Here is a 25,365-nt window from a genome sequence, read left to right on the forward strand (position 1 = left end):
AAAAGCTGATAAAATCAGCGTAGTAGAGCCCACTCAACCACTGCGTCTTGCTCGGTAATCCAAAGACAATTGAGAGGCTGGCACTTTTGTCCCAGCCTCTTTTAGGTTTATTTGGCTAATTCGACACAGAAGGCATCCCAGGGAGCTAATGTTAGTTGTTCTATTGTAGCTTTGACATCTGTATTTGCAATCAAGACAGATGTGATTGATTCTTCAACTGCGAACTCTTGCTTTTGGTTGGACAAGTTAGCCACAACTAGGAATCGACGGTCGCCATCTTTACGGATGTAAGCAAAGACTTTTTCAGCCGTTTCAAGGAGTTCAAAATCAGCTCTCACCAACCAGCTATTTTCCTTACGAATGTTTACCAATTTTTGATAAGTATAGAAAATAGAATCTGGGTTTTCCAGTGCTTCCTGAACGTTGATTGCTTCGTAGTTTGGATTAACAGCCAACCAAGGTTTTCCATCTGAGAAACCAGCATTTTTTGTCTCATCCCACTGCATTGGGGTACGAGCATTGTCACGTCCAATGACACGGATACTATCCATGATTGTTTCCATTGAAACACCTTTTTCAAGAGCTTCACGCGCATAGTTGAGGGATTCAATATCCTCTACTTGATCTAGCTTTTCAAACGGGAAATTGGTCATCCCAATCTCCTCCCCTTGGTAAATATAAGGAGTCCCTCTCATGAGATGAAGCAAGATTGCATACGCTTTAGCAGATTTTTCGCGGTATTCTCGGTCATTTCCCCAGATAGAGACGATTCGAGGGAGGTCATGGTTGTTCCAGAAAAGGGAATTCCAGCCATCCTCAACTCCTAATTCTGTCTGCCATTTGTTGAAAATTTCTTTTAATTTCCCAACATTTAGCTCTTTTTGGTAGTGCCACTTAGGTTGTCCTTCCTGATACTGAAGACAGATATGTTCAAACTGGAAGACCATAGACAGTTCTTGTCCTTTTGGATCTGAATAGAGTTTTGCGATTTCTGGTGTCGCTCCCCATGTCTCCCCTACTGTCAAGAGCTCTTTGTCGCCGAAAGTAGCCTGATTCATTTCCTTGAGATAGGGATGGAGCATAGGACCATTGTTGACAATCTTCTGATCAGGAATTTTCCCAATCATGTCAATAACGTCCATACGAAATCCACCGATCCCTTTATCAATCCAGAAATTCATCATTTCATAGATTTTTTGGCGTAGTTCTTCATTTTCCCAGTTAAGGTCTGGTTGTTTCTTACTGAAAAAGTGCAGGTAATATCGACCAGCCTTTTCATCATATTGCCAGGCAGAACCACTAAAAATTGACTCCAATTCGTTAGGTTCATCACGCCAGATATAGTAGTCTCGCTCAGGACTATCAGGATTTTCACAAGCTTCGATAAACCAAGCATGCTCATCTGATGTATGATTGACCACCAAGTCCATGATGATTCGAATATCTCGTTTTTTAGCCTCAGCAATCAGCTCATCCATATCTTCCATGGTTCCAAAGATAGCCGCGATATCTTGATAATTGGCAATATCATAACCATTGTCATCCATGGGGCTATCATAGACTGGAGAAAGCCAGATCGCTGTGATCCCTAACTTCGCTAGATAGTCTAGCTTACTGGTAATCCCAGGTAAATCACCAATCCCATCTCCATTGCTATCATTAAAACTTTTTGGATAGACCTGATAAACAACGGCATTGTGCCACCATTTTTCTTGCATCTTTTTTCCCCTCTTAACATTCACTTTATTCCATCATAGACCTTTTATCAATTTTATGCAAGCGTTTGCCTCAATCTTTTTCCTTATTTCGAACCTCCGTTGTTTCTTATCTTCCATTTTTTTTATATAATAGAGCTCAGAGGTAAAAAAATGAAAAAACAAGCTTTTAGTTCTGAACAATATTTGAATCTACAACGCGACCATATCTTGGAGCGCATCAACCAATTTGACGGCAAACTCTACTTGGAGTTTGGTGGCAAAATGTTAGAAGATTTCCACGCTGCTCGTGTCCTTCCTGGATATGAACCTGACAATAAAATCAAGCTCTTGCAAGAGTTGAAGGAGCAAGTTGAGGTTGTTATCGCTATTAACGCTAGCAATATCGAGCACTCAAAAGCTCGTGGAGACTTGGGCATTTCTTATGACCAAGAAGTGCTTCGTTTGATCGATAAATTCAACGAGCTCGGTATCTTTGTAGGTTCAGTTGTTATCACTCAATATGCTGGCCAACCTGCAGCAGATGCTTTCCGCAATCAATTAGCTAAAAACGGTATCGACTCTTATCTTCACTACCCAATCAAAGGGTATCCGACAGATATGGATCACATCATCTCTCCAGAAGGTATGGGGAAAAACGACTATATCAAAACTAGTCGTAACTTGATTGTCGTGACTGCTCCTGGGCCTGGTTCAGGTAAGTTGGCAACTTGTATGTCTAACATGTACCACGACCAAATCAATGGTATCAAGTCTGGTTATGCCAAATTTGAAACCTTCCCAGTTTGGAATCTCCCACTGCATCATCCAGTAAACTTAGCTTATGAAGCTGCTACAGCAGACCTAGATGATGTCAACATGATTGACCCATTCCATCTCCAAACTTATGGAGAAACCACGGTCAACTACAATCGTGATATCGAGATTTTTCCTGTTCTTAAGCGCATGCTAGAACGTATCTTGGGTGAATCTCCATATGCATCTCCAACTGACATGGGTGTCAATATGGTTGGTTTTGCAATTACTGATAATGACGCTGCAATTGAAGCATCTAAACAAGAAATTATCCGTCGCTACTATCAAACAGTTCTCGACTTTAAGGCTGAAAAAGTTGCTGAGTCTGCTGTCAAGAAAATCGAGCTTCTCATGAATGACCTCGGTATCACACCAGCTGACCGTAAGGTAGCTGTAGCCGCTCGTCAAAGAGCTGAAGAAACAGACGGACCCGCTCTCGCTCTTGAATTACCTTCTGGTGAAATCGTTACTGGTAAGAACTCAGAACTCTTTGGTCCAACAGCCGCTGCTTTGATCAATGCTATCAAGATGTCCGCTAACATTGATGCTGAAACAAAATTAATTGAACCAGAAGTGGTGAAACCAATTCAAGGTTTGAAAATCAATCACTTGGGTAGCCGTAACCCTCGACTCCACTCAAATGAAATCCTCATCGCTCTTGCTATCACAGCAATGCAGAATCCTGATGCAGATCGTGCCATGAAAGAACTCGGAAATCTCAAAGGAAGCGAAGCTCACTCTACGATTATCTTAACGGATGAAGACAAGAATGTTCTTCGCAAACTAGGTATCAACGTAACCTTTGATCCTTACTACCAATACGATCGTTTGTATCGCAAGTAAAATACGACACTCACTCCTCTAAGAGTTGGATCCTTATCATCCAGCTCTTAGAGTTTTTTTATAGCTTGCAAGTCTTTCACAAGCATATCTTTCAAAAAGAATTCTCATTTTAATAGAAACTGAGATACCATTTAATTTTAGATTTATTTCTAATGAATCCTTAAAAGGAGTGATACTCAATGAAAATCAAAGAGCAAACTAGGAAACTAGCCGCAGGTTGCTCAAAGCACTGCTTTGAGACATCTACACAAGAGAACTAGTTTGGTCATTGATTTTCATTGAAAATACAAAAAAAGGTGAACAAGACAGCATTCTGATTTCCAGAAAACTATTTTGTTCACTTTTGCTTATGAGTTAAACTTTTAGTTTATTCTACCGTTACTGACTTAGCAAGGTTACGTGGTTTATCCACATCAAGTCCACGGTGTAGAGTTGCAAAGTAAGCGACCAATTGTGTTGGTACGACCATTGAGATTGGTGAGAGGTAAGGGTGGACGGTCGTAAGAACGATATCATCTGTATCTTTGGCAACATTTTCTTCTGCAATGGTGAGGACCTTAGCTCCACGTGCTGCCACTTCTTGGATATTTCCGCGAGTGTGGTTTGCAAGAACTGGGTCTGACAAGAGGGCCAAGACAGGTGTTCCTTCCTCAATCAAGGCAATCGTTCCGTGCTTGAGCTCCCCAGCCGCAAAACCTTCACACTGGATGTAAGAAATCTCTTTGAGTTTGAGACTCGCTTCCATAGCTACGTAGTAGTCTTGACCACGTCCGATGTAAAAGGCGTTGCGTGTTGTTTCAAGGAGGTCACGAACTTTAGCATCAATCAATTCTTTCTCTGAAAGAGTTGATTCGATAGACTGAGCCACGATAGACAATTCATGAACCAGGTCAAAGGCTTGCGCTTTTGCATTGCCATTTGCTTGACCGACTGCTTTTGCAAGAAAGGCAAGGGCTGCGATTTGTGCTGTATAAGCCTTTGTTGATGCTACGGCAATTTCAGGACCTGCATGAAGAAGCATGGTATAGTTCGCTTCACGTGAAAGAGTTGAACCTGGAACATTTGTCACTGTCAAGCTTGGGATTCCCATTTCATTAGCCTTGACCAAAACCTGACGGCTGTCAGCTGTTTCACCAGACTGACTGATAAAGATGAAGAGTGGTTTCTTGCTGAGCAGTGGCATACCGTAGCCCCACTCAGATGAGATTCCAAGTTCAACTGGTGTATCAGTCAATTCTTCCAGCATCTTCTTAGAAGCAAATCCTGCGTGGTAAGATGTTCCAGCTGCAAGGATGTAGATGCGGTCTGCATCTTGAACAGCCTTGATGATAGCAGGGTCAACCACTACTTGACCAGCCTCATCTGTGTAGGCTTGGATGAGTTTACGCATGACCGTTGGTTGCTCGTCAATTTCCTTGAGCATATAGTAAGGGTAAGTTCCCTTACCGATATCTGACAAATCAAGCTCAGCAGTGTAGCTAGCACGCTCACGACGATTGCCATCATAGTCTTGAACTTCTACGCTATCTGCCGTCACAATCACCAACTCTTGGTCATGGATTTCCATGTATTGGTTGGTCTCACGGATCATAGCCATAGCATCCGAGCAGACCATGTTGTAACCATCTCCGAGACCAATCAAAAGTGGTGACTTGTTCTTAGCGACATAGATAACATCTGGATTTTCAGAGTCAATCAAGGCAAAGGCATAAGAACCACGGATGATGTGAAGAGCTTTTTTGAAGGCTTCAAGAACTGAAAGACCATCTTCTTCTGCAAATTTTCCAATCAAGTGCACTGCGATTTCCGTATCTGTTTGCCCCTTGAAGTGGTGGCCTGCAAGGTATTCTTCCTTGATTTCAAGATAGTTTTCAATGACCCCATTGTGCACCAAGACAAAACGTCCAGTCTCAGAGCGATGTGGGTGAGCATTGTCCTCGGTTGGTTTACCATGAGTCGCCCAACGCGTATGTCCGATACCAGTTGTTCCCTCAACACCAGTAGTTTTAGCAGACAATTCTGCGATACGACCTACAGCCTTGACTAGGTGATTTTCAGCACCACCTAGGACAAAAATCCCCGCAGAATCATAGCCACGGTATTCAAGTTTTTCAAGCCCTTGAATCAAAATATCAGTTGCATTTGTGTTTCCAACAACACCGACAATTCCACACATAGTATATACGACACAGACCAGCTGTGCTTTCCCCTTAAATTGGTATAGTCTGATTTCCCTTTTACAGAATCAGCAAAAACAGTATATACTTGTTTCTTTTACTTGTCAAGAATAAAAATTGGTATAGCGTGATTCTGCCGATTCTATCTACTAAAAATCTATCATATTTCGCCTAAAGCAAGTATTTAAAAAGGGCTCTACTGCCCTTAACAACTACTATTTTGTAGCAAGTTTTTCTGCTTCTACTACTTCTTGAAATGTTTTTTGATAATTTACTTTAATCGTCATTGTCATGTGAGAGTCCTCGTTTCTTTTTGATGAACCTAGTATAAAATCCCTTCCTAAAACATAGCTTATATTTTCCTTAGAAAAAACTAAAAGTAACTTTTGACTCAATGAAAACGAAAGAGAAAATTAGAAAGCTAGTCACAGTTTTCTCAAAGCACTGTTCTCAGTTTACCAGATAGACTAAGACCTTGTTTGAAGTGATGTTTAAGTTTATATATTCCGTAAATCAAATCAACATAAGCATTTTTCTAAATCCCTTAGCTACGAATCCCCACTCAAAAAGAGCGTTATCGCTCTTTTACTTAGTATTTAGGAGAAGGTGCTTGCTCCTGTTGAAACGTTTTTTGGTAATTTACTTTAATCGTCATTGTCATGTGAGAGTCCTCGTTTCTTTTTGATGAACCTAGTATAAAATCCCTTCCTAAAACATAGCTTATATTTTCCTTAGAAAAAACTAAAAGTAACTTTCGACTCAATGAAAACGAAAGAGCAAACTAGAAAGCTAGTCACAGCTTTCTCAAAGCACTGCTTTCAGTTTACCAGATAGACTAAGACCTCGTTTGGAACGATGTTTAAGGTTATACATTCAATGAATAATTTATCAGAATCTCTTACCTGCGAATCCCATACAAAAAGAGCGTTTCCGCTCTTTTACTTAGTATTTAGGAGAAGGTGCTTGCTCCTGTTGAAACGTTTTTTGGTAATTTACTTTAATTGTCATTGTCATGTGAGAGTCCTCGTTTCTTTTTGATGACTCTAGTATAGGCAATAACCCTAAAAGCAAACTTAAGATTTTCTTAGAGAAAGCTTAATCTAAATGTTCTTTCTTTTCTAGATTTAGAGCAATCATATGCCACTCTGGGTCCTCCTGCCAGTTAGACAGTGAGCTAATATAACTAGCCACCTTACGTGCTTCCTCAAGTATTGGGAAGTCCTCGATAATATCAGCCACTTGAAACTCTGGTAAACCTGACTGCCTGGTTCCAAAAATCTCACCCGAACCGCGCATTTTCAAATCTTCCTCCGCAAGGACAAAACCATTGGTCGTTTCTGTCATGATACGCATGCGGTCTTTACCTGAGTCCGTTTTAGGATTAGCCACAAGAACCGCATAGGACTGCTTGTCTCCCCGACCGACGCGACCTCTGAGCTGATGGAGTTGACTGAGTCCAAAACGATTAGCATCCATGATAATCATGACGGTCGCATTTGGCACATTGACCCCAACTTCTATAACCGTTGTCGAAACCAGAATATCAGTCTTTCTATCTTTGAACTCCTGCATAATCTGGTCTTTTTCATCGCTCTTCATCTTCCCATGCAAGAGAGCAACTTTTGCTTTTTCTGAAAAATGAGCCGTCAACTCTTCCGATAAAGCGATAGCATTTTTCAAATCCAAGGCTTCAGATTCTTCAATCAAAGGAGAAATAACATAGGCTTGAGACCCTTTTTGAATTTCTCCTTCCAACCAAGTCAAAACCTGTGGCAGTTGCTCATGCTTGATCCAGCGAGTTACGATTGGTTTGCGCCCAGCAGGCATCTGGTCAATAATGGAAACATCCATATCTCCAAAGGCGGTGATGGCTAAGGTTCGTGGAATCGGAGTCGCCGTCATCATGAGGACATCTGGATTTTCTCCTTTTTCACGTAAAATACGTCTTTGTCCCACACCAAATCGGTGTTGTTCATCGATGATAATCAAACCAAGTCGAGCGTATTCCACCCCATCCTGTATAAGAGCATGGGTACCGACGATCACATCAACCTCGCCCTTAGCAATCGTTTCCAAAACCGTGCGTTTTTCTGCAGCTTTCAGTGAACCTGTTAGGAGGGCTAGTTTCAAATCTGGAAAGAGACTCTCTAAACTTTCAAAATGCTGCTCTGCAAGGATCTCTGTTGGAACCATGAGAGCGGCCTGATAACCAGCCATTACGGCTGCGTACATCGCTAGACCTGCTACCACTGTTTTCCCACTACCAACATCCCCTTGCAATAGTCGATTCATGTGATGGTCCGACTTCATATCTGTTAGGATTTCTTGCAGGCTTTTTTCTTGGGCTTGTGTCAAAGCAAAGGGTAACTTTTCTTTAACCGCAGTTAGTTTTTCTTGCGACCAATTCAGGACCAATCCACTTCCATCAACCTTATTTTCAGACTTGAGGGTCTGTAATTGCATTTGGAAATAGAAAAGTTCCTCAAACTTGATTCGACGGAGAGCCTGCTTGTATTCTGCCAAATCCTTAGGAAAATGCATAGCACGAACAGCCTGACAGCGAGACATGAGTTTGTATTTGTCTAGCAAGGACTGAGGGAGATTTTCCTCTATCAAGAGATCTAGCCCCTGATCAAAGGCGGTTTTAATGATCTTAACAAGACTTGCTTGACTAACTCCTTGTGCGAGACGATAGACAGGTTGGAGATCATCCTCCACCTGGGCTAAAACCTTCATCCCTGTGAGACTAGCCTTGGCGCGATCCCACTTACCAAAAACGGCTAGAGTCGCTCCTAGCTCAATCTTGTCAGCCAGGTAGGGTTGGTTAAAGAAGTTAACTGCAAACACAACCTCTCCCTGCTTGAGGCTAAAGCGTAGGCGATTGCGCTTAAAACCATAATACTGAACACTAGCTGGTGTTACTACCTGACCAGATAGGACAGCCTTTTCACCGTCTTCTAGCTCTAGCACCTGCTTGGTCTTAAAATCTTCATAACGGAAAGGAAAGTAGAGCAAGAGATCTTGCAGGTTTTCAATTCCTAGTTTGGCATATTTCTCTGCTGACTTTGGTCCCACTCCAGGCAAGACATGCAAGGGTTGATGTAAATTCATGCTCCTCTCCTTTCCTTCTCTCTTTTAATGATATTCTCTCGGAATTCGATCACTGAGGAGACAAACTACCTCATAATTGATCGTTCCACGGTAAACCGCAACATCTGTTGCAGTAATCTCCTTGTCACCGTCTGCACCAATCAAAGTTACCTTGGTACCTAATGGATACAGCTTAGGCAAGCGAATGGTGATTTGGTCCATGGATACCCGCCCTACGATAGGGCACAATTGTCCATCCACCAGAACTGAGAAATTCTGCATATCTCGTGTCCAACCATCCGCATAACCGATTGGTAAAGTAGCAATGACTTGCTCACTGTCTGCCTGATAGGTCGCTCCATAGCCCATACAAGCCCCAGCTGGGACTGTTTTAACATGAACAATAGCAGTTTCTAAGGTCAAGGCTGGTTTTAGTTCATAAGGCAATTCCAAAACTTGTCCGCTTGGATTGAGACCATACATAGAATCTCCCATACGAACTGCATTAAAAATCGTTTCCGCATGCCATAGAGTAGTCGCAGAGTTACTCGCATGGACTAGTTCTGGTACTTCTTGCAAGTCAGCAAGTATTGTCTTGAAACACTCTAACTGTTGCTTAAAGTAGCTATCCGACTCTTCATCAGCAGTTGCAAAGTGCGTAAAGATTCCCTCAACATTTGCTCCATGTTCCTTGAGTAAAGTTTGGGCTTGTGCTGCCTCGCTTGCACTTCTAAAACCAATTCGCCCCATACCTGAATCAATTTTAAGGTGAACGGTTAAGCCTGATAAATCTGAATCAGTAGCAAGGAGATTCTCAATCCATTCCAATCCTGCCACTGTCAAGGTAATATCAAAGTCCTTGGCCAATGAAAGAGATTCAACTTCAGATACTCCCAAAATAAGAATCTTCTTAGAAATTCCTGCCTGACGAAGCTCGAGGGCTTCATCGATATTAGAAACGCAAAAGCCGTCAACATCATCCTGGATAGCCGTCGCAACAGCTACCGCACCGTGTCCGTAAGCATTGGCTTTTACAACTGCCCATTTGAGGGTATCTTTGGGAATGTGCGCACCCATTTGTTGGATATTGTAGCGGATAGCTCCCAGGTCGATGAGGGCCTTGGTTGGTCTATGTGGACTAGTTTTCATGATTCTCCTCCAAAATAACACTAGCTGTCACAAACTGATCGGTATGGCTGATCGATAGCCACACTTTTCCTGAAAATGGGGATTTGCTGAAGTAGGGAGCTCCTCTTTCATTGTTCAAAACTTCCAAATCCTGAAAGCCCAACTTACCAATCCCTGTCCCTAGAGCCTTGGAGAAGGCTTCTTTAGCTGACCAACGCCCAGCCAAATACTCGATTTGTCTACGACCTTTGAGACTGGCAAAACGCTCCATTTCCTTGTCTGTCAAGACACGCCGTGCAAATCCTTCTCTTTTTTCAACTGCATTTTGTATAGAAGCTAATGCTTCGATATCAATTCCGTGTCCAACTATCATTTTTCTCAAAAGGAGTTGAGATACCCCCAACTCCATCCTTTTCACTTATTTTGTTAAGGTAGTATAGATTTCTTCTACCAGGGCTACTGTATTTTCCCATCCTAGACATGGGTCTGTAATAGAGCAACCAAAGATCTCTGGTTGATTTTGGCGACCATCTGCTAGGTAAGATTCGATCATAAAGCCTCGAACCGTCTTTTTAATCTTTTCATTCCAGTCACGATTCAGCAAGGCTTGGCGAACAATGCGAATTTGTTCCATATACTGCTTACCAGAATTGTCATGATTGGTATCGATGATGATAAAGGGATTTTCAAGTCCCATAGTCTCATAGCGATTGATTGCATTCAAGAGAGTTTCATAGTAGAAGTTTGGTTCATTCTTCCCATATTCATTCATAGCTCCACGAAGGATAACGTGAGCTAGGGGATTCCCTGAAGTCTCAACTTCTTGTCCATGGTAAAGAAATGTTTGCTTGTTTTGTGCAGCATAGATGGCATTAAACATAACAGACAGATTTCCAGAGGTTGGATTTTTCATACCCACTGGTGCATCAATCCCTGAAGCTACAAAACGGTGTTCCTGATCTTCTACTGAACGCGCACCCACTGCATGGTAGCTCACCAAGTCATCAACCAAGACTAGATTGGATGGATAAAGCATTTCATCCGCTGTGGTCAATCCAGTTTCTGTAATCACTCGATAATGAAGCTGACGAACAGCCTGCAAACCATTAATCAAACTTGGCGCTTTAGAAGTATCTGGCTGATGAACCAAACCCTTGTACCCATCTCCATTAGTACGTGGCTTAGCTGTGTAAACACGCATGACCATAAAAATCTTATCCGCCACTTTTTTCTGCAAGTCTGCTAAACGGCGAGCATATTCAAGCACTGCTTCTTCATTATCAGATGAACAAGGACCAATGACTAAAAGGATACGATCATCCTTACCAGATAGAATATCAGCTAGTTCTTGGTCTCGGCTTTCCTTATGTTGCAAGGCTTCTGCAGACAGCTGTGTTTCCGCCTTAATCGCTTCAATGTCGATTTCTTGACCTTTTTCAATAAATGCCATACTATTCTCCTAGTCTTTGGTAGATTTCGCGAACAAGAGCTTCAGTATTCTCCCATCCAAGACAAGGATCGGTGATAGATTTTCCAAAGACCTCTGGTTCATTTTGACGACCGTCTTCTAGATAAGACTCAATCATGAAACCACGGACATATTTTTTAATCTTTTCATTCCAGTCGCGGTTAATCAAGGTCTGACGTACGATACGAATCTGATCCATATACTGCTTACCTGAGTTGTCATGGTTGGTATCAATGATGATAAATGGATTTTCAAGCCCCATCTTTTCATACTGGGCAATGGTATCCATCAAATTATCGTAGTAATAGTTTGGAATGTTTTTCCCGTATTCATTGAGGGCACCACGGAGAATAGCATGCGATAGAGGATTTCCAGTCGTTTCAACTTCTTTCCCTAGGAAAAGGAAACTTTGTTTGTTTTGAGCCGCATAAATACCGTTGAACATGACATTGAGATTTCCAGACGTTGGATTTTTAAAACCTGTCGCAAAATCTGCTCCACTAGCTACAAAACGGTGTTGTTGATCTTCAACCGAACGAGCTCCAACTGCCATGTAAGAAATCAAGTCATCTACCAAAGGAAGGTTTTCTGGGTACAACATTTCATCCGCTGTCGTCATTCCTGTTTCAGAAATAACACGGTAATGCAGGTGACGAACCGCCTTGATCCCATTGATGAGACTAGGTGCTTCTTTGGCATTTGGTTGGTGAATCAAGCCCTTATAGCCATCACCATTAGTACGTGGTTTAGCAGTGTAGACACGCATGACCATAAAGACGCGGTCTTTTACTTCTTCTTGCAGTTTTGCCAAACGCTTGGCATACTCAAGAACTGCTTCTTCATTGTCAGACGAACACGGACCAATCACTAACAAAATGCGTTGATCTTCACCACGAATAATCGCTTCAAGTTCTTGATCGCGTTGTTGTTTATTGGCAAGTGCTTGTCCTTCTAATTTAGACAAACTACGAACTTCTTCAATATTAATTTTAGGGCTTTTGGCTGTAAATACCATGATTCATCCTCCTTATAAAGCAAACGGACGCCAAGCGAAAATTCACTTTTCACTAGGCATCCGCCTGAAAATTAGTCATTCTTAACGTCGTTTACCGTGACAGTTTTTAAATTTCTTACCAGAACCACATGGACACAAGTCATTACGCTTAACTTGGCTAAGATCCAAATCTGCAGGAAGCTCAGCCTGTTGTGCAGCAATATTACGAGCCGCTGTAGTACTGATATGACGCTCTGCTTGTGGACGCTCTTGTTCATGAATTTGTGCTTTCATCATCAAACGAGTCACATCAAACTCAATGGAACCAATCATATCATTAAACATACGGAAACCTTCTGCTTGATACTCAACGACAGGGTTGTTTTGTGCATAACCACGAAGGCCAACAGCATTACGCAACTGATCAAGAGCATCGATATGGTCTGTCCACTTGTTGTCTACAACACGTAGGATCAAGACTTTTTGGAATTCTTTAACAGCTTCCTCATCTCGAAGCTTAGCAACTTGGCTATCGTAGACTTGCAAGGCACGTTGGTAAAGTTCATCTTTGATTGCTTGGTCTGACAAACCTTCTAGGTCTGAAAGTGAAATTGAATCTTCTGGAAGCAAGTTGTATCTTGCAAAATTCAAGATAGCTTCTAGTTTTTCATCCTGTTTAGCACGCGCATGATTATCAACAACACGATTAATAGTGCGTTTAATCATCGCATGAATCTCAGGAGCCAAGTCGCGATCAGCAGTGATGACATCGTAACGTTGCGAGTAGATAATCTCACGTTGCTCACGCATGACATCATCGTATTGAAGGACTTGTTTACGTGTGTCGTAGTTGTTTCCTTCAACACGTTTTTGTGCTGCTTCAACCTGACGTGTCAACATACGAGATTTGATTGCTTCGTCTGACATATTGAGACGTTCAAAGACACCCTTCAAGCGCTCTGAACCGAAACGTTTCATCAAATCATCTTCAAGAGAAAGGTAGAATTGAGATTCCCCTGGATCCCCTTGACGTCCTGAACGTCCACGAAGCTGGTTATCGATACGACGGCTTTCATGACGTTCTGTACCGATGACACAAAGTCCACCAAGTTCACGAACACCTTCACCGAGCTTAATATCAGTACCACGACCGGCCATGTTGGTCGCGATTGTAACTGCACCACGCTGACCAGCGTTCATGATAATTTGAGCTTCTTTGTAGTGGTTCTTGGCATTCAATACTTCGTGAGGAACACCTGCAGCTACCAATTTTTTAGAAATATAATCACTAGTTTCAACTGCAACAGTACCTACCAAGACAGGTTGACCTTTTTGGTAGCGAGCTTTTACATCTTCGACAACAGCCTTAAATTTAGCTTCAAGACTAGCATAAAGTACGTCTGGATGGTCAATACGTTGAACTGGACGGTTTGTTGGGATAGGAATAACACGAATATTGTAGATTTCGCGGAATTCTTCTTCCTCAGTCTTACCAGTACCTGTCATACCAGACAACTTCTTGTACATACGGAAGAGGTTTTGGTAGGTGATGGAAGCTGAAGTCTTAGTTTCGTCCTGGATTGGCACACCTTCCTTAGCCTCAATCGCTTGGTGCAAGCCATCAGAATAACGACGACCTTCCATAGTACGACCTGTAAATTGGTCGACAATCAAGATTTCCTGCTCTTCGCTGACCACATAGTCAATATCAAGAAGCATGATGTAGTTGGCACGAAGGGCGTTGTCGATAAAGTGAGTCAGAGCAACATTTTCAATGTCGTAGAGGTTGCTTAGATTGAAGTAGCTTTCGGCCTTGTCAATACCAGAATCAGATAGACCAATCGTCTTAGACTGAATATCAATGATATAGTCATCCTTATCCAAAGACTTCACAAAATGGTCAGCCATATGGTAGAGTTGGCTTGTTTCAACTGCATTGGCCCCTGAAACAATCAAAGGAGTACGAGCTTCGTCAATCAAGATTGAGTCAACCTCATCGACCAAGGCGTAGTTGAGTGGACGTTGAACCATATTTTCAGCACGAACGACCATGTTATCACGAAGATAATCGAAACCAATCTCTGAGTTTGTTGAATAAGTGATATCACACTCATAGGCTTCTTTTTTCTCCATTGGAGATTTGGCCGCCAAGTTAATCCCTACTGACAAGCCAAGCCATGAGTACAACTCACCCATCTCAGTCGCATCACGTTCAGAAAGGTATTCATTGACCGTAACTACGTGAACCCCTTTACCTGAAAGAGCATTGAGGTATACAGGCATAGTCGCTGTCAAGGTTTTCCCCTCACCAGTACGCATCTCAGGAACGTCACCATGGTGAAGAACGATCCCCCCCATAACCTGAACCTTATACGGGAAAAGACCAAGAACACGCTTAGCTCCCTCGCGTACAACAGCAAACGCCTCATACAAAAGTTGGTCAAGAGTCTCACCATTTTGATAGCGTTGTTTGAATTCTTCTGTTTTTGCTTTCAATTGCTCGTCTGTTAACGCAGCCATTTCATCTTCATATTTTAGGACTTTGTCCGCCATCTTTTCCAGACGACGAATCTCTCCTTTATCATTTTCGATGATTGTTTTTAGTAAATTTGCCATTTTTTTCCTTACTTTAAATTCTGAATATTTTAGAATGTTCTTTTTATTGTAGCATATTTGCCCAATTTTTTCAAGAAATATTCCGTTTTCCCTTAGGACGAAAAAAGGGCTAACCAAGGTGATTAGTTCCCTTAAAATTCCTATTCCGAGGCTAGTTTTCTTCATTAATGCTTCTAGCTAGTTTTTCCATGAAAAATTGACCATCATTTTCTATCAGATACAAGTTTGCCTATTTCTTTCAAGGAAGACTGGATTTTTTCTTTTCCAATCGCAGCTTATTCATAAATTTTAGACAAGCATAGATTTTCCAGTCATTGACTAAGGATAAAAGGACTAAAAGTAGCCATATCATCCATCTAGCAAGATCCCTTGGTTCTTGTAAAATAAAGTTAAATAAGACTAGCGAAAAAAGAGTGAAAACTAGACTAAACAAGGCTGCTAGAGGCATATAAAACCAATAAAAATAGTAAAAGACAGAAAAGTACTTACTTCCTGGCTGTACCTTCCCTTGCCAACGAAAAAAGTAGAAGTAAGGTGCCAAAATCAAGAATTTTAATAGTTTTTCCATCTCCTTACCTCTCCAACGCGTTCCTTATTTTATTATAGCAAAAAATCTGGAAATATCCTTCCAGATTCTGCTTTTTTACTTCCGTTTTCTTGCGATCAGATGAATCGGTGTTCCTTCAAAGACAAAGGCCTTTCGGATTTGATTTTCCAAGAAACGCAAGTAAGAGAAGTGCATGAGTTCTTCTTCGTTGACAAAGATGACAAAGGTTGGTGGTTTGGTTGCCACTTGAGTCGCATAGAAAATCTTGAGGCGTTTCCCTTTGTCTGTCGGTGTTGGATTGATGGCAATAGCATCCATAATCACATCGTTCAAGACAGCTGATGGAATACGGGTATTTTGACTTTCACTGATTTGCTTGATCATCTCAGGTAGTTTGTGGAGACGTTGCTTGGTTAAAGCTGATACAAAGATAATCGGGGCGTAAGGCAAATATTGGAACTGCTCACGGATATCCTCTTCCCAGTTTTTCATGGTGTGGTTGTCTTTTTCAAGTGTATCCCACTTATTGACCACGATAATCATCCCTTTACCAGCTTCGTGGGCAAATCCAGCGATACGCTTGTCATACTCACGAATACCTTCCTCGGCATTGAGGACCATCAAGACTACATCTGAACGGTCAATGGCACGCATAGCACGCATAACCGAGTATTTCTCAGTATTTTCATAGACTTTACCTGACTTACGCATACCAGCCGTATCAATCATGGTAAACTCTTGGCCGTCAGCATCTGTAAAATGAGTGTCAATGGCGTCACGAGTGGTACCAGCTACAGGGCTAGCAATGACGCGGTCTTCACCCAAGATAGCATTGATCAAGCTAGATTTTCCAACATTTGGACGTCCAATCAAGCTGAATTTAATAACATCTGGATTTTCTTCTTCAACTTCATGTGGAAGATTTTCCACAATAGCATCCAGCACATCCCCTGTCCCGATACCGTGAACAGATGAGATTGGTAGAGGTTCGCCCAATCCAAGAGCATAGAAATCATAGATATCATTTCGCATCTCTGGATTGTCCACCTTGTTAACGGCTAAGATGACTGGTTTATGAGTTTTATAAAGTTTACGGGCAACGTATTCGTCCGCATCTGTAATTCCTTCTTTACCAGACACGACAAAGACGATAACATCTGCTTCTTCCATGGCAATTTCTGCCTGGTGCTTGATTTGTTCCATGAAAGGAGCATCGACATCATCGATTCCTCCAGTATCAATCATACTAAAAGAACGGTTAAGCCACTCACCCGTGGCATAGATACGATCTCGCGTTACACCTTCAACATCTTCTACGATTGAGATGCGTTCTCCCGCGATACGGTTAAATAGGGTTGATTTCCCAACATTGGGACGTCCCACAATGGCAACAGTTGGTAAGGCCATGTTTTCTCACTTTCTACAATAACTTCTTCTGCTCAAGATTTTCTCGAGTCGAGCTTGGTTCTGGATTGCCGAATTGCTCTGCCAAACGTTGACTCCAAGTTGTAGTCGCACGCGCACCTGCATATTCAGTCTGTACACGGTCATAGGCTTCAATAGCCTCAGTTGACTGTTCTTGGTATTCTTCCTCAAAGACAACATTCTCTAGTGGTAATCTTGGTTTTACATCATGCTTTTGATTTGGCACACCTAGTGCAATCCCAAAGACTGGATAGGTATAGTCAGGAAGTCTGAACAATTCTGCTAATTCAACAGACTTGTAACGCACCAAACCGATAATCACTCCTCCGTAGCCTAGGCTTTCTGCCGCAAGCAAGGTATTTTGCCCAACAAGCGCAGCATCTACTGAAGTGATGAGGAGTCCTTCCACCCCTTGAGGTTGGAAAACATCCGTATGGAGACGAGCCCCTTTTTCTGCACGGTTTAGGTCACCAACAAAAAGTAAAAAGGCTGCAGACTGGCGAATCGCTTCTTGAGGAACTAACTCAAATAAGGCATCCTTCTTTTCTTGACTTCTGACAAGAATGACAGAATACGATTGGAAATTTTTCCAAGAAGAAGCCATTTGTCCTGCAGACAAAATGGTATTTAAATCTTCTTGGGGAATCTCTTGCTCCTTAAATCTACGCACTGAAGTGTGAGCCTTCATTAATTTGATTGTTTCTGTCATCGGCGGTTTTCTCCTTCAAGTCTGGTTTCCTCTGCTAAATAACGAATGCGTTCCATGACGCGTCTAGCTTCCCAGGTTTCGTCATTTCCATTTTTCCCTTTAGCGAAATGCTTCTCCAAATCTTCAAAATTGAAGTTGGAGGTGAAAAAGGTCGGTAAATCTTCCTGCATACGATATTGGAGAATGACCTGCAGGATCTCGTCACGCACCCAAGCTGTTGATTGCTCGGCACCAATATCATCCAAAATCAAGACTTCAGCAAGCTTAATCTCATCCACCAAGGTCTTGACATTGCCATCACCGATGGCATTTTTGACATCGATGACAAAGCTCGGATAGTGGAGGAGAGTTGATGAAACACCACGTTTTTCTGACAAATCATGGGCTAGGGCAGCCACCATGAAACTTTTACCCACACCAAAGTCTCCATATAAGTACAGACCTTTTCGAATAGCTGGATATTGCTCCACAAAGGCTAGGAGCTTTTCAAAAACGGATAAGCGTCCCAAATCATCCAAGTCTACTTGAGCTAGGCTAGCTTTTTTAAGACTAGCTGGAAGATTGATTAGCTTGAGACGGTTTTTAATCGCCGCTTCTTTTTCTGCCGCGATTAGCTCCGGAGTCTCTTCATAAGAGACATCTGCATAGCCATGGTTCATGACTAGGATAGGCTTGTAGCCACGCGCGATATAGTCTGTATCTCCTCGGAGGAACTTATCTCTCTCAGTGATGTATTGGTTAAACTTGGAAATACTACGGTTCAACTCCTCCTGACTGAGGGATTCTTTCTGGATAAAGGCCGCAACATCAGGATCTTTCACAATTTGCTGGACCAAATCCTGATACTGAAATCGGCTTGGTTGACGCTTGAGTACGTCTCCGACACTTTCCATCTAGTCTCCTCCTTTTTCTAATCGAGCTAACATTTCTTTTTTCTTACGTTCTAGTTCTAAACGAGTTTCTTCGCTCGTTTCATTCTTATATTCAGGATTGCTCCATTTAGGCACATTGGTTTTTACTGGGGCAGTCTGATTCTGCTTTTGCGTTTTTGCTTTTTGGCCACGTTCACGAATACGGAGGACAGCCTCCTCGGCACTACGAATATTTTGATAGGCGTAGTCATTAGCCACCTTCATGGCGTATTTTTCATTGATATTGGCCGAATCAACCTTATTAAAGGTTAGGAGCAAGATAACATTGATCACTTCATCCAACAAGCCCAAGGCTGCCATCTGCTGGAGCAGGTCCCGTTCAGTCTGGGTAATATTTCCCTTGCGGGTCTGCTTGATTTCAGCAAGGAACTGCAAGGCTGTCTTTCTCTTAGCCTCTCGGATAATGGTTGCTTCCTTGGGACTAAAGTCAGAAGTCACAGGCTTTTGCGCTATCTTTTCACGGATGCGTTTGACAGAAATCACTTGCGACACTGCTGTCGCTTTGGCTACTTGATAAGTCTCAAACCAGGTCCACTTCTGCTCGTCTGCTATTGCAAACAAGGCCAAAACATCCGAAGTCTCATCTTGAAAACGAAGACCATCGCGAGCCATGAGCTGACGGAAATGCTCCAAATCAAAATCATCTGCTAGAGGCTGACTACTAGAGGTTTCTTGACTCGCAGACTCGGATAACTGAGGGAAAATTTGACTCAAGGCCACCGAGATCGGCTCCCCTTCAACACTATCCTGTCTCATGGCTGCAACCGCACTATCCCCAATCATTTTTTCTAATAAGGTCCGATAAACTGTATGTTGTAAAAATTCTTGAGTTGATAAGGGAGAATGGAGTAACAAGTTATAGGCCTCTCCCTGCTGATAGAGAGTCACCAATTTCATGGCTGTCAGAGTTTTAAAAGCCTTTAAAAGGGTATCCATCCCAAAATTCAGATGATTGAGCATGGCTGCAAAGAGATGTTCTTTTTGACCACCATCCCAAAAAGTCACAGCATAAAGATAGAGGCTCAGCGCCTCCTGACCGATAATCGGGAGGTAGCACTGCACCATTGATGAGGTATCTTGCGACACCCGATTATTCTTTACAAAAGAAAAACGGTCATTTGGCTTCATTTATTTTTCCTTTTTCTTTTTAGAGGATTGTGTAATCTGCTGGAGTAGGCTTTCAAGCTCACTCACATCCTTAAAGCTACGGTAAACGCTGGCAAAACGTACATAAGTAATCTCATCTAACTCTGCCAACTCTTCCATAACCAAGGAGCCAATAACCTCACTCTGAATTTCATTTTCATTGCGACTACGGAGTTTTTGTTCGATGCGATTGACCACCATGCCAATTTCATCACTGGACACTGGACGTTTCTGGGCTGAACGAATAATCCCGTTAAAGATTTTATCTCTTGAAAATTGTTCCCGTGTACCATCTTTTTTGACCACAACTAGTGTTCTCTCTTCTACACGTTCATAGGTTGTAAACCGATGCTGACACTCTTCACACTCACGTCTTCTTCTGATTGTATTTCCTTCTTCAGCCTGGCGACTATCGATCACACTTGATTTTGTAGCGCCACATTTTGGACAACGCATGCCTTTCCCTCCTTGTCGTTTTCTTTTCATTATACCATTTTTTAAGAGATTCCCAAAATAATTCTCCTTTTGGCTTGACAAGTTTTTTGTTTTGTTGTATTATTGAATTAACACAAAGGTAAATAGAAAGGAGATCGTGATGTCTTGGACATTTGATAACAATAAACCCATTTATGTGCAGATTATGGAGAAAATCAAATTGCAGATTATTTCCCATAAACTCGAGCCCAATCAACAGCTTCCAACCGTTAGAGAATTAGCAAGCGAGGCAGGGGTCAATCCCAACACCATCCAGCGTGCCCTATCGGACTTGGAGAGAGAAGGCTTCGTTTATACCAAGCGGACATCTGGACGCTTTGTCACAGAGGACTTGGACTTGATCCTCCAATCCCGTAAGCAACTGTCAGAAGAACAGTTACAACAGTTTGTAACAGGCATGGTAGAATTCGGCTATGAAAAAGAAGAACTACCGACTGTTTTGAGAGATTATATTGAAGGAGTTTAAACTATGACCTTGTTAGCATTTGAAAATGTGTCAAAATCCTATGGAGCAAGTCCTGCTCTTACAAATGTTTCCCTTGAAATTCCAGCTGGAAAAATCGTTGGCCTCCTTGGTCCAAACGGTTCTGGAAAGACAACCTTGATTAAACTAATCAACGGCTTGCTACAGCCAGAGGAAGGGCGTATCCTCATCAATGGCATGGAACCAAGCCCAACAACTAAAGCAATTGTTTCTTATCTTCCTGATACGACCTACCTCAACGAGCAGATGAAGGTCAAGGAAGCTCTCACTTATTTCAAGACCTTCTACCAAGATTTTAATCTGGAACGTGCTCAAGGTCTCCTTCGTGACCTTGGCATCGATGAGAATAGCCGTTTCAAGAAACTCTCAAAAGGGAACAAAGAAAAGGTTCAGTTGATCCTTGTCATGAGTCGTGATGCTCGTCTATACGTCCTTGATGAACCAATCGGTGGTGTCGACCCAGCAGCTCGTGACTATATCTTGAACACCATCATCAACAACTACTCTCCAACTTCGACTGTCTTGATTTCAACTCACTTGATTTCAGACATCGAACCAATCTTGGATGAGATTGTCTTCCTCAAGGACGGAAAAGTCGTCCGTCAAGGAAATGTTGATGATATTCGCTATGAGTCTGGAGAGTCTATCGACCAACTCTTCCGTCATGAATTCAAAGCCTAGATAAAGGAGATTATTATGTTTTGGAATTTAGTTCGTTATGAATTTAAAAATGTTAACAAATGGTATTTAGCCCTCTATGGTGCTGTGTTGGCACTTTCTGCTCTTATAGGAATTCAAGCAAAGACCTATAACAATCTACCTATCAAAGAAAGTCAACCTATTCTACTTATTTTTCTAGCACTCGTGTTTGGTGGCTTGATGATTACGCTTGGGATTTCAACCTTGATTTTGATCATCCGTCGCTTCAAGGGTAGTGTCTATGACCGACAAGGTTATCTCACTTTGACCTTGCCAGTTTCCGAACACCAGATTATCTTAGCCAAACTCTTGGGAGCCTTCATTTGGTCTCTGATCAGTTCAGCAGTCTTGGTTCTGAGCATTTATATCATTCTTGTGATCATTGAGCCTAATTCTGTTGATTTCCTTGCTTTTAAAGACTTGTTCCAACAGTACCTAGACAGTATCAGCTTATCTCTGATTTCATTCATCCTTAGCACTGTAGCAAGCATCCTTTGCATCTACTTGGCAATCTCTATCGGACAACTCTTTAATGAATACCGCACAGCTCTTGCCGTTTTAGCCTATATTGTCATTCATGTTGTCCTTGGTTTCAGTGATCTCTTCTTAAATTTTGGTAACCATTACAATATGATGCTTACTTATGAAATCTTCAAAGACCTAATCCTCATCGCAGTTTTCTATCTCGGAACCTACTACATCTTGAGAAACAAGGTTAATCTTCAGTAATCATTCAGAGGCTAGTCAAAAACTTAATTTTATAGTGGATTGAACTTAGAGTAGCACGTCATGGATTCTAAAACATTTATTAGACATTGTTTTGACTTTCCTAACCTCTTTGTTCATATCTTATTTCAATCAACTATAGTAGAAAATGAAATAGATCTGTCTATGATAAAACGCATATTATCGGCTCTATAATATTTGTAGTGGGTAAATCCCCTATAGATATTATGGAGCCTATTTTGTTGTAGAAAAAAAGTCCCATATGACCTATAATGAAAAGCGACAAAACAACTCATTAGAAAGATTCATATGGAACAATTACATTTTATCACAAAACTCCTTGATATTAAAGACCCAAACATCAAGATTGTAGATATCATCAATATGGATACTCACAAAGAAATCAGCGCTAAACTGGATTATGAGGCTCCATCTTGCCCTGAGTGCGGATGTCAAATGAAGAAATATGACTTCCAAAAACCGTCGAAAATTCCTTATCTTGAAACAACTGGTATGCCTACTAGAATCCTCCTTAGAAAGCGTCGATTCAAGTGCTATCATTGCTCGAAAATGATGGTCGCTGAGACTTCTATCGTCAAGAAGAATCATCAAATTCCTCGTATTATCAACCAAAAAATTGCGCAAAAGTTAATTGAAAAGACTTCTATGACTGATATTGCCCATCAGCTATCCATTTCAACTTCAACTGTCATTCGTAAACTCAATGACTTTCACTTTAAGCATGATTTTTCTCGTCTTCCAGAGATTATGTCTTGGGACGAGTACGCCTTTACTAAGGGAAAGATGAGCTTTATTGCACAAGATTTTGATAATCTCAACATCATCACTGTTCTTGAAGGCAGAACACAAGCTATCATCCGCAATCACTTTCTTCGCTACGATAGAGCGGTTCGCTGTCAGGTGAAAATCATTACTATGGATATGTTTAGTCCTTACTATAACTTGGCTAAACAGCTTTTTCCTTATGCTAAAATCGTTCTAGATCGTTTTCACATTGTGCAACATCTTAGCCGTGCTATGAGTCGTGTCCGTGTTCAAATCATGAATCAATTTGATAGAAAATCCCATGAATACAAAGCTATCAAGCGCTACTGGAAGCTCATTCAACAGGATAGTCGTAAACTAAGTGATAAACGTTTTTATCGCCCTACTTTTCGCATGCACTTAACAAATAAGGAGATTCTAGACAAGCTTTTGAGCTATTCAGAAGACTTGAGACACCACTATAATCTCTATCAGCTCTTGCTTTTTCACTTTCAGAACAAGGAGCCAGACAAATTTTTCGGACTCATTGAGGACAATCTTAAACAGGTTCATCCTCTTTTTCAGACTGTCTTTAAGACATTTCTCAAGGACAAAGAGAAAATTGTCAACGCCCTTCAACTACCCTATTCCAACGCCAAATTGGAAGCGACCAATAATCTCGTTAAACTTATCAAACGAAATGCCTTTGGATTTCGGAACTTTGACAACTTTAAGAAACGAATTTTCATCGCTCTGAATATAAAAATGGAGAGGACAACGATTGTCCTCTCCAGATGTTAGCTTTTATTCAACCCACTACAGTTGACAAACATACTAAGATTAGTAGTGAGAAAATCTCCGACGGGAGAGAGTACTCACTACTTTTTCTTTATGTTAAAGTAGAGGTGTCTTGTAAAGTCGTAGGGCTCTTTGGCGCTAGACGTCGCTTGACAAACTGGAAAGACACCTGTTTTAGGTGGAATTTGATCAAAGTATGTGGGACGCTAGACGTCGCGTATTGAAAATAAAATCACTAAAACACGGAATTATTCAAGACAAAAGAGGTAATATCATGCGTACAGTATTTGGGATTGATGTGAGTAAGGCAAGTTCTGAGGTGGCAATTTTAGTCAACGGTGAAAAGATTCATGGATACACTATGCTCAATGACGCCATTGGCTTCAATCGTCTTTTGAATGACTTGAAAACTGTTCATAACCCTGAGATTATATTTGAAGCTACTGGTGTCTATTCTCGGCGTCTTCGAGCCTTTCTTGAGGAATACGGCTACGCTTATACACAGCTGAATCCTCTGGAAGCTAAGAAGCAACTGGAGAGCAATATTGGAATTTAGTGATGGCTTTTCCATGCAAAGAGTTTGTATTAAACCTATCTCAAAATGAATTGTGTAAGATTATCCGTCAATCTACCTCCAAACGAATCTCTGAAAAGCGTATTGCTTATCTGACTGATAAACTTATAAAACTCGCTAAACAATCTTTTTGTGCGGTCAAGAAAATCTCCCCAATGCTTGAAGAGGTTCGTTACTATGCTCAAGAATTGCTTCGTCTTTCTGAGCACAGACAGGTTGTCTTAGACGACATGGTAGCTCTAGCTCAGCCTTTACCAGAGTATGACATCTTACGATCAATTCCTGGCATCGCAGAAACCACAGCGACATCTATCACTGGCGAATTGGGAGATATTCGTCGCTTTCAGTCTACCAATCAAATCAACGCTTTTATTGGCATTGACCTGAGACACTATGAATCTGGGAACTTTCTCGCCAAGGAACACATTACTAAGCGAGGTAATCCCTATGCCAGAAAAATCTTGTTCAAGTGCATTCATAACATCGCTTCAGCTAGTCATACCAATCCCTGCCATATCGCCGATTTTTATGAGAAACGAAAAAGACAATCGACAATAGCTTCAACCAAGCCACATGCGATTGCCTCTATACATCGTCTCATTCGAACAATGTATTACCTCATTACGCATAACAAACTTTACGATTACTCTTTGACCCAAAATCGATAAGGTCATCTATGCCGTATTATTATAACACCTTGTTTCAAAAAATACCAGATGAGGTGTTTTTTAGCGTGCCCTTTTATGGATCAATAAGTGGTAAAAATAAGACAGTAACCTCAGAATAGCTACTGTCTTATCTCTTTTTTTACTTAAAACCCTTGATATACTTGACAAATGGTATAGTAGATTGAAACAAGAACAGGACAAAAGAGCCTCGAAAAAAGTATTGCAACTTGGCAATACCTTTTTGAGATGCTTTTTAATATGAGCCCATGTTTTCTCTATAGGATTGTACTCAGGTGAGTAGGGAGGAAGTGGTAAAAGTTTATGCCCAAATTCTTCACATAAGAGCTCTAGCTTGCCCATTCTATGGAATCTTGCATTATCTATAATATAGTATAATGAATCTAGAACAGTACACCAAGACTGCTAAAAATGTTTTAGAATCTATATTGTACTACTCTAAGTTCAATCCACTATAGAAAAGAGCACTTTTTATTCAACCCACTACAGTTGAGAAAGGGCTCTATAATATTTGTAGTGGGTAAATCCCCTATGGATCTTATGGAGCCTATTT

At 41.4% G+C, this 25,365-nt stretch carries 18 protein-coding genes and 2 pseudogenes; 6 read left to right on the forward strand and 14 right to left on the reverse strand.

Translation table 11 applies throughout. From position 1 onward, the window contains the following. Window positions 1-107 precede the first annotated feature (107 nt). A complete protein-coding gene (locus RQ973_RS04580; protein ID WP_311522934.1) occupies window positions 108-1,718 on the reverse strand; it encodes an alpha-glucosidase in 1,611 nt (536 codons plus the stop codon). 150 nt (window positions 1,719-1,868) lie between these two features. Here RQ973_RS04580 and RQ973_RS04585 point away from each other — a divergent pair, with 150 nt between their 5' ends. Further along, window positions 1,869-3,353, forward strand: coding sequence for a DUF1846 domain-containing protein (locus RQ973_RS04585; RefSeq protein ID WP_311522935.1), 1,485 nt, complete (start codon window positions 1,869-1,871; stop codon window positions 3,351-3,353). 367 nt (window positions 3,354-3,720) lie between these two features. On the opposite strand, the gene glmS is transcribed toward RQ973_RS04585, so the two are convergent. The 12 genes from glmS to nrdR form a co-directional block, all read right to left on the reverse strand. Next, complete coding sequence (gene glmS / locus RQ973_RS04590) at window positions 3,721-5,529, reverse strand: glutamine--fructose-6-phosphate transaminase (isomerizing) (protein ID WP_311522936.1); 1,809 nt, start codon at window positions 5,527-5,529, stop codon at window positions 3,721-3,723. A 1,096-nt stretch (window positions 5,530-6,625) separates the two neighbouring features. Next, complete coding sequence (recG, locus tag RQ973_RS04595; RefSeq protein WP_311522937.1) at window positions 6,626-8,641, reverse strand: ATP-dependent DNA helicase RecG; 2,016 nt, start codon at window positions 8,639-8,641, stop codon at window positions 6,626-6,628. Between the two features lie 24 nt (window positions 8,642-8,665). Next, complete coding sequence (gene alr, locus RQ973_RS04600) at window positions 8,666-9,769, reverse strand: alanine racemase (protein WP_075231809.1); 1,104 nt, start codon at window positions 9,767-9,769, stop codon at window positions 8,666-8,668. Further along, window positions 9,759-10,121, reverse strand: coding sequence for a holo-ACP synthase (gene acpS, locus RQ973_RS04605; protein ID WP_075231820.1), 363 nt, complete (start codon window positions 10,119-10,121; stop codon window positions 9,759-9,761). Before acpS ends, alr begins: the two co-directional genes overlap by 11 nt. A 45-nt stretch (window positions 10,122-10,166) precedes the next feature. Beyond that, on the reverse strand, window positions 10,167-11,198 hold the full coding sequence (locus RQ973_RS04610; protein ID WP_311522938.1) for a 3-deoxy-7-phosphoheptulonate synthase: 1,032 nt from the start codon (window positions 11,196-11,198) through the stop codon (window positions 10,167-10,169). 1 nt (window position 11,199) lies between these two features. Beyond that, the gene (locus tag RQ973_RS04615; RefSeq protein ID WP_000232201.1) at window positions 11,200-12,231 is read right to left on the reverse strand and encodes a 3-deoxy-7-phosphoheptulonate synthase; all 1,032 of its coding nucleotides are present in this window, start codon (window positions 12,229-12,231) and stop codon (window positions 11,200-11,202) included. A gap of 81 nt (window positions 12,232-12,312) precedes the next feature. Next, window positions 12,313-14,826, reverse strand: a complete 2,514-nt coding sequence (gene secA, locus RQ973_RS04620) for a preprotein translocase subunit SecA (RefSeq protein ID WP_311522939.1) — start codon at window positions 14,824-14,826, stop codon at window positions 12,313-12,315. 643 nt (window positions 14,827-15,469) lie between these two features. Then, the gene (der, locus tag RQ973_RS04625; protein WP_045762664.1) at window positions 15,470-16,780 is read right to left on the reverse strand and encodes a ribosome biogenesis GTPase Der; all 1,311 of its coding nucleotides are present in this window, start codon (window positions 16,778-16,780) and stop codon (window positions 15,470-15,472) included. 13 nt (window positions 16,781-16,793) lie between these two features. Further along, window positions 16,794-17,507: an NADPH-dependent oxidoreductase gene (locus RQ973_RS04630; RefSeq protein ID WP_311522943.1), complete on the reverse strand. Its 714-nt coding sequence runs from the start codon at window positions 17,505-17,507 to the stop codon at window positions 16,794-16,796. Next, complete coding sequence (gene dnaI / locus RQ973_RS04635; RefSeq protein ID WP_223140149.1) at window positions 17,504-18,400, reverse strand: primosomal protein DnaI; 897 nt, start codon at window positions 18,398-18,400, stop codon at window positions 17,504-17,506. The genes RQ973_RS04630 and dnaI overlap by 4 nt, the downstream gene beginning before the upstream one ends. Continuing rightward, on the reverse strand, window positions 18,401-19,567 hold the full coding sequence (locus RQ973_RS04640; protein ID WP_311522946.1) for a DnaD domain protein: 1,167 nt from the start codon (window positions 19,565-19,567) through the stop codon (window positions 18,401-18,403). Beyond that, window positions 19,568-20,041 carry a transcriptional regulator NrdR gene (gene nrdR, locus RQ973_RS04645; RefSeq protein ID WP_001203674.1) on the reverse strand — a complete coding sequence of 158 codons (474 nt, stop codon included), beginning with the start codon at window positions 20,039-20,041 and terminating at the stop codon, window positions 19,568-19,570. A 139-nt stretch (window positions 20,042-20,180) separates the two neighbouring features. Here nrdR and RQ973_RS04650 point away from each other — a divergent pair, with 139 nt between their 5' ends. The 5 genes and pseudogenes from RQ973_RS04650 (at window position 20,181) to RQ973_RS04670 (ending at window position 24,794) form a co-directional block, all read left to right on the forward strand. Further along, a complete protein-coding gene (locus RQ973_RS04650) occupies window positions 20,181-20,546 on the forward strand; it encodes a GntR family transcriptional regulator (RefSeq protein ID WP_248035513.1) in 366 nt (121 codons plus the stop codon). A 3-nt stretch (window positions 20,547-20,549) separates the two neighbouring features. After that, window positions 20,550-21,245: an ABC transporter ATP-binding protein gene (locus RQ973_RS04655; RefSeq protein ID WP_311522947.1), complete on the forward strand. Its 696-nt coding sequence runs from the start codon at window positions 20,550-20,552 to the stop codon at window positions 21,243-21,245. Between the two features lie 15 nt (window positions 21,246-21,260). Continuing rightward, window positions 21,261-21,992: a hypothetical protein gene (locus RQ973_RS04660; protein WP_311522948.1), complete on the forward strand. Its 732-nt coding sequence runs from the start codon at window positions 21,261-21,263 to the stop codon at window positions 21,990-21,992. Between the two features lie 306 nt (window positions 21,993-22,298). Next, the gene (locus RQ973_RS04665; RefSeq protein ID WP_311522949.1) at window positions 22,299-23,555 is read left to right on the forward strand and encodes an ISL3 family transposase; all 1,257 of its coding nucleotides are present in this window, start codon (window positions 22,299-22,301) and stop codon (window positions 23,553-23,555) included. 271 nt (window positions 23,556-23,826) lie between these two features. After that, a pseudogene (locus tag RQ973_RS04670) lies at window positions 23,827-24,794 on the forward strand (transposase). A 180-nt stretch (window positions 24,795-24,974) separates the two neighbouring features. On the opposite strand, the pseudogene RQ973_RS04675 reads toward RQ973_RS04670, so the two are convergent. Beyond that, window positions 24,975-25,181 (reverse strand): annotated as a pseudogene (locus tag RQ973_RS04675) (transposase); the annotation flags it as partial. Window positions 25,182-25,365 lie beyond the last annotated feature (184 nt).

The sequence above is a fragment of the uncultured Streptococcus sp. genome, from assembly GCF_963511325.1.
Lineage (GTDB): Bacteria > Bacillota > Bacilli > Lactobacillales > Streptococcaceae > Streptococcus.

Bases quoted from the DNA above. Each gene is read 5' to 3' on its own strand.
- RQ973_RS04665 (WP_311522949.1), top strand. From the start codon at position 22,299: ATGGAACAATTACATTTTATCACAAAACTCCTTGATATTAAAGACCCA.
- acpS (WP_075231820.1), bottom strand. From the start codon at position 10,121: ATGATAGTTGGACACGGAATTGATATCGAAGCATTAGCTTCTATACAA.
- RQ973_RS04630 (WP_311522943.1), bottom strand. From the start codon at position 17,507: ATGACAGAAACAATCAAATTAATGAAGGCTCACACTTCAGTGCGTAGA.
- RQ973_RS04640 (WP_311522946.1), bottom strand. From the start codon at position 19,567: ATGAAGCCAAATGACCGTTTTTCTTTTGTAAAGAATAATCGGGTGTCG.
- glmS (WP_311522936.1), bottom strand. From the start codon at position 5,529: ATGTGTGGAATTGTCGGTGTTGTTGGAAACACAAATGCAACTGATATT.
- RQ973_RS04580 (WP_311522934.1), bottom strand. From the start codon at position 1,718: ATGCAAGAAAAATGGTGGCACAATGCCGTTGTTTATCAGGTCTATCCA.
- nrdR (WP_001203674.1), bottom strand. From the start codon at position 20,041: ATGCGTTGTCCAAAATGTGGCGCTACAAAATCAAGTGTGATCGATAGT.
- recG (WP_311522937.1), bottom strand. From the start codon at position 8,641: ATGAATTTACATCAACCCTTGCATGTCTTGCCTGGAGTGGGACCAAAG.
- alr (WP_075231809.1), bottom strand. From the start codon at position 9,769: ATGAAAACTAGTCCACATAGACCAACCAAGGCCCTCATCGACCTGGGA.
- dnaI (WP_223140149.1), bottom strand. From the start codon at position 18,400: ATGGAAAGTGTCGGAGACGTACTCAAGCGTCAACCAAGCCGATTTCAG.
- RQ973_RS04660 (WP_311522948.1), top strand. From the start codon at position 21,261: ATGTTTTGGAATTTAGTTCGTTATGAATTTAAAAATGTTAACAAATGG.
- der (WP_045762664.1), bottom strand. From the start codon at position 16,780: ATGGCCTTACCAACTGTTGCCATTGTGGGACGTCCCAATGTTGGGAAA.
- RQ973_RS04655 (WP_311522947.1), top strand. From the start codon at position 20,550: ATGACCTTGTTAGCATTTGAAAATGTGTCAAAATCCTATGGAGCAAGT.
- RQ973_RS04650 (WP_248035513.1), top strand. From the start codon at position 20,181: ATGTCTTGGACATTTGATAACAATAAACCCATTTATGTGCAGATTATG.
- RQ973_RS04610 (WP_311522938.1), bottom strand. From the start codon at position 11,198: ATGGCATTTATTGAAAAAGGTCAAGAAATCGACATTGAAGCGATTAAG.
- RQ973_RS04585 (WP_311522935.1), top strand. From the start codon at position 1,869: ATGAAAAAACAAGCTTTTAGTTCTGAACAATATTTGAATCTACAACGC.
- RQ973_RS04615 (WP_000232201.1), bottom strand. From the start codon at position 12,231: ATGGTATTTACAGCCAAAAGCCCTAAAATTAATATTGAAGAAGTTCGT.
- secA (WP_311522939.1), bottom strand. From the start codon at position 14,826: ATGGCAAATTTACTAAAAACAATCATCGAAAATGATAAAGGAGAGATT.